The organism is Oleiphilus sp. HI0080, from assembly GCF_001635135.1.
In genome coordinates this window covers 1-2,514 of the sequence record NZ_LWFU01000584.1, presented here as the reverse complement: position 1 = coordinate 2,514, position 2,514 = coordinate 1, and the positions used below count along the sequence as shown (strand labels likewise).

Sequence of the window (2,514 nt, the reverse complement as noted above, 5' to 3'; positions counted from 1 at the left end):
CCAGACCGAAGGCCAAGCCGCCATGCGGCGGACAACCAAACTTCAGCGAGTCGAGCAAGAAGCCGAACTTCTCTCTCTGCTCGTCTGCATCGATTCCCAAAATGTCAAAAACGGTGCTTTGCATCTCGCCATCATGAATACGAATAGATCCACCACCAAGCTCGGTGCCGTTAAGTACCATATCGTACGCACGTGACAGCGCCTTTTCCGGCGCTGCACGTAACTCTTCAGGCGTACAAGATGGCGCTGTAAACGGATGGTGTATAGCCGTTAAGCCACCGCCGTCTAACTCTTCAAACATTGGGAAGTCCACAACCCACATCGGAGCCCACTCACAAGTGTAAAGATTGAGATCCTCACCAACTTTGCAGCGAAGCGCTCCGAGCGCCTCATTTACAACTTTCTCTTTATCAGCACCAAAAAAGACGATATCACCATTCGCTGCGCCCAACCGCTCCATAATGGCCAAAGCAACGTCTTCACCAAGAAACTTAACTATTGGAGACTGAAGGCCTTCCGCCCCTTTCTCTAGCTCATTAACCTTGATCCATGCCAAACCTTTCGCGCCGTAGATACCGACAAACTTGGTGTACTCATCTATTTTCTTTCGCGAGAGTTCAGCGCCGCCGCCAACCTTGAGTGCAGCTACACGCCCCTTAGGGTCTTTTGCAGGGCCAGCAAACACTTTAAAGTCGACACTCGCCATCAAATCCGCAACATCAACAATTTCTAATGGGATACGCAGGTCCGGCTTGTCACTTCCGTACTTACTCATTGCTTCGGAGTATGGCATTCGCGGAAACTCGCCCAAGTCTACACCTAGCAGCTCTTTAAACATGGAGCCGGCAAGCACCTCCATCTTACCCATAATCTCATCTTCAGACATGTAAGATGCCTCAACATCCACCTGAGTAAATTCAGGCTGACGATCAGCTCGAAGATCTTCGTCGCGGAAACATTTTGCAATTTGGTAGTAGCGATCAACACCAGACACCATCAATAGCTGCTTGAAAAGCTGAGGAGACTGAGGAAGCGCAAAAAAGTTTCCTGGGTGAGTTCGGCTTGGCACCAAATAATCACGCGCACCTTCTGGCGTCGCACGCGTTAGGATAGGCGTCTCAACATCCATGAAGCCTTCCTTATCCATAAAGTTACGGATAAAGTTTGTAACCTTAGAACGGAACATGAGTTTATTGAGCATCTCAGGACGGCGAAGATCCATGAAGCGATATTTAAGACGTGTTTCCTCACCAACATCTACATACTCATCAAGCGGAAACGGTGGCGTTTCTGCAGCGTTCAAAACCGTCAACTCTTTACCAAGAATCTCAATTTTACCGGTAGACATATTTTCGTTAATCGTGCCTTCAGGGCGGGCACGCACGAAACCTTTGATTTGCAGGACATACTCACTTCTTACTCTGTCTGCGGCAGCAAAGCTCTCCTCGGTATCCGGATCAAACACCACCTGAGCAATCCCTTCTCGATCGCGCATATCCAGGAAAATAACACCACCATGATCTCGACGGCGGTGAACCCAACCACAGATGGTTACCTCTTCACCTATCAACTCTTCAGTAACTCGGCCACAATAATGACTGCGCATAGTCTCGTCCTACTTATACTTTAACTTATAACTTTTATGCAGCGCTTTCGCTGCTCGACTTGGTTGACGCATTATTTTTACTTGCGTCCCCAGCTAAATTTTTCTTTTTCCCGGTTTTGAAATCTGTTTCGTACCACCCGCTTCCAGACAAGCGAAACCCCGGCGCAGAAATCTGCTTGGAGAACGACTCTTCAGAGCATTCTGGACAGGTAGTCAAAGGATCGTCGCTAATTTTCTGAAGCACGTCTTTCTGAAAGCCACAGGACTTACACGCATATTCATAAATTGGCATTTAGCAAAACCTCTAACTGACATTCTGACTTGAATGAGCTCACGCTCTTTGAAAAAAGGGGCGGTAGTATAAACAACTTTTCTAAGCTTGGGCAGTGTGAAGCGATAGGCAAATAGCGAAACGACTGGCTTAAGCGCACATTTTTAAAAAGACCACGAAATCAAGGCCTCTTAGATTGCAGCCTTAAAGAGAGCCAAGCTTAACTTGATCACTCCAAAACGAACTAATTAAAGGCAAATTAGAACTATTGCACCGTTATATCACCTCGAAATCGCTAAGATAATGGCGTTTCCAAACATGTAATTATTGTGATCATGCCAAGCATTCAAGACAATTATCGGGAAGCGCTCAAATGGGCAACCCAGCGCGGCCTAGAGCTCCATCCGCACATCGAGCGCAAAATCATTGACGGGGTGCCCGGCTTGTTTGCCAAGTCGAAGGTTAACGCGGGCTGTACGTTCGCATCTATCCCTAAAGCCGCACTTTTAAACCCTCGCCCAAACCACTACCCTGCAGGCACATCTACAGCTGCGATACATATTCACAGCGCTAGCCGAGAAATGGACCTTGGAGAGAGCTCGGAATTCGCGCCTGTATTTAAGTTGTTTGACCCTGA

General features: G+C 47.7%; 3 protein-coding genes. 1 reads left to right on the top strand and 2 read right to left on the bottom strand.

Translation table 11 applies throughout. The features are described from left to right. Nucleotides 1-1,606 (bottom strand): aspartate--tRNA ligase (gene aspS / locus A3751_RS12845; protein WP_068456642.1); only part of this gene is annotated, 1,606 nt, incomplete at its 3' end. Between the two features lie 34 nt (nt 1,607-1,640). Next, entirely contained in the window at nt 1,641-1,898 is a 258-nt protein-coding gene (locus tag A3751_RS12840; protein ID WP_068456638.1) for an FmdB family zinc ribbon protein, read from the bottom strand. Between the two features lie 308 nt (nt 1,899-2,206). Between A3751_RS12840 and A3751_RS12835 the strand changes: the two genes are divergently transcribed. Then, a partial coding sequence (locus A3751_RS12835; protein ID WP_197466326.1) for a hypothetical protein occupies nt 2,207-2,514 on the top strand: 308 nt, incomplete at its 3' end.

Excerpts from the sequence above, each read along its gene's own strand:
- A3751_RS12840 (WP_068456638.1), bottom strand. The coding sequence starts at position 1,898 with ATGCCAATTTATGAATATGCGTGTAAGTCCTGTGGCTTTCAGAAAGAC.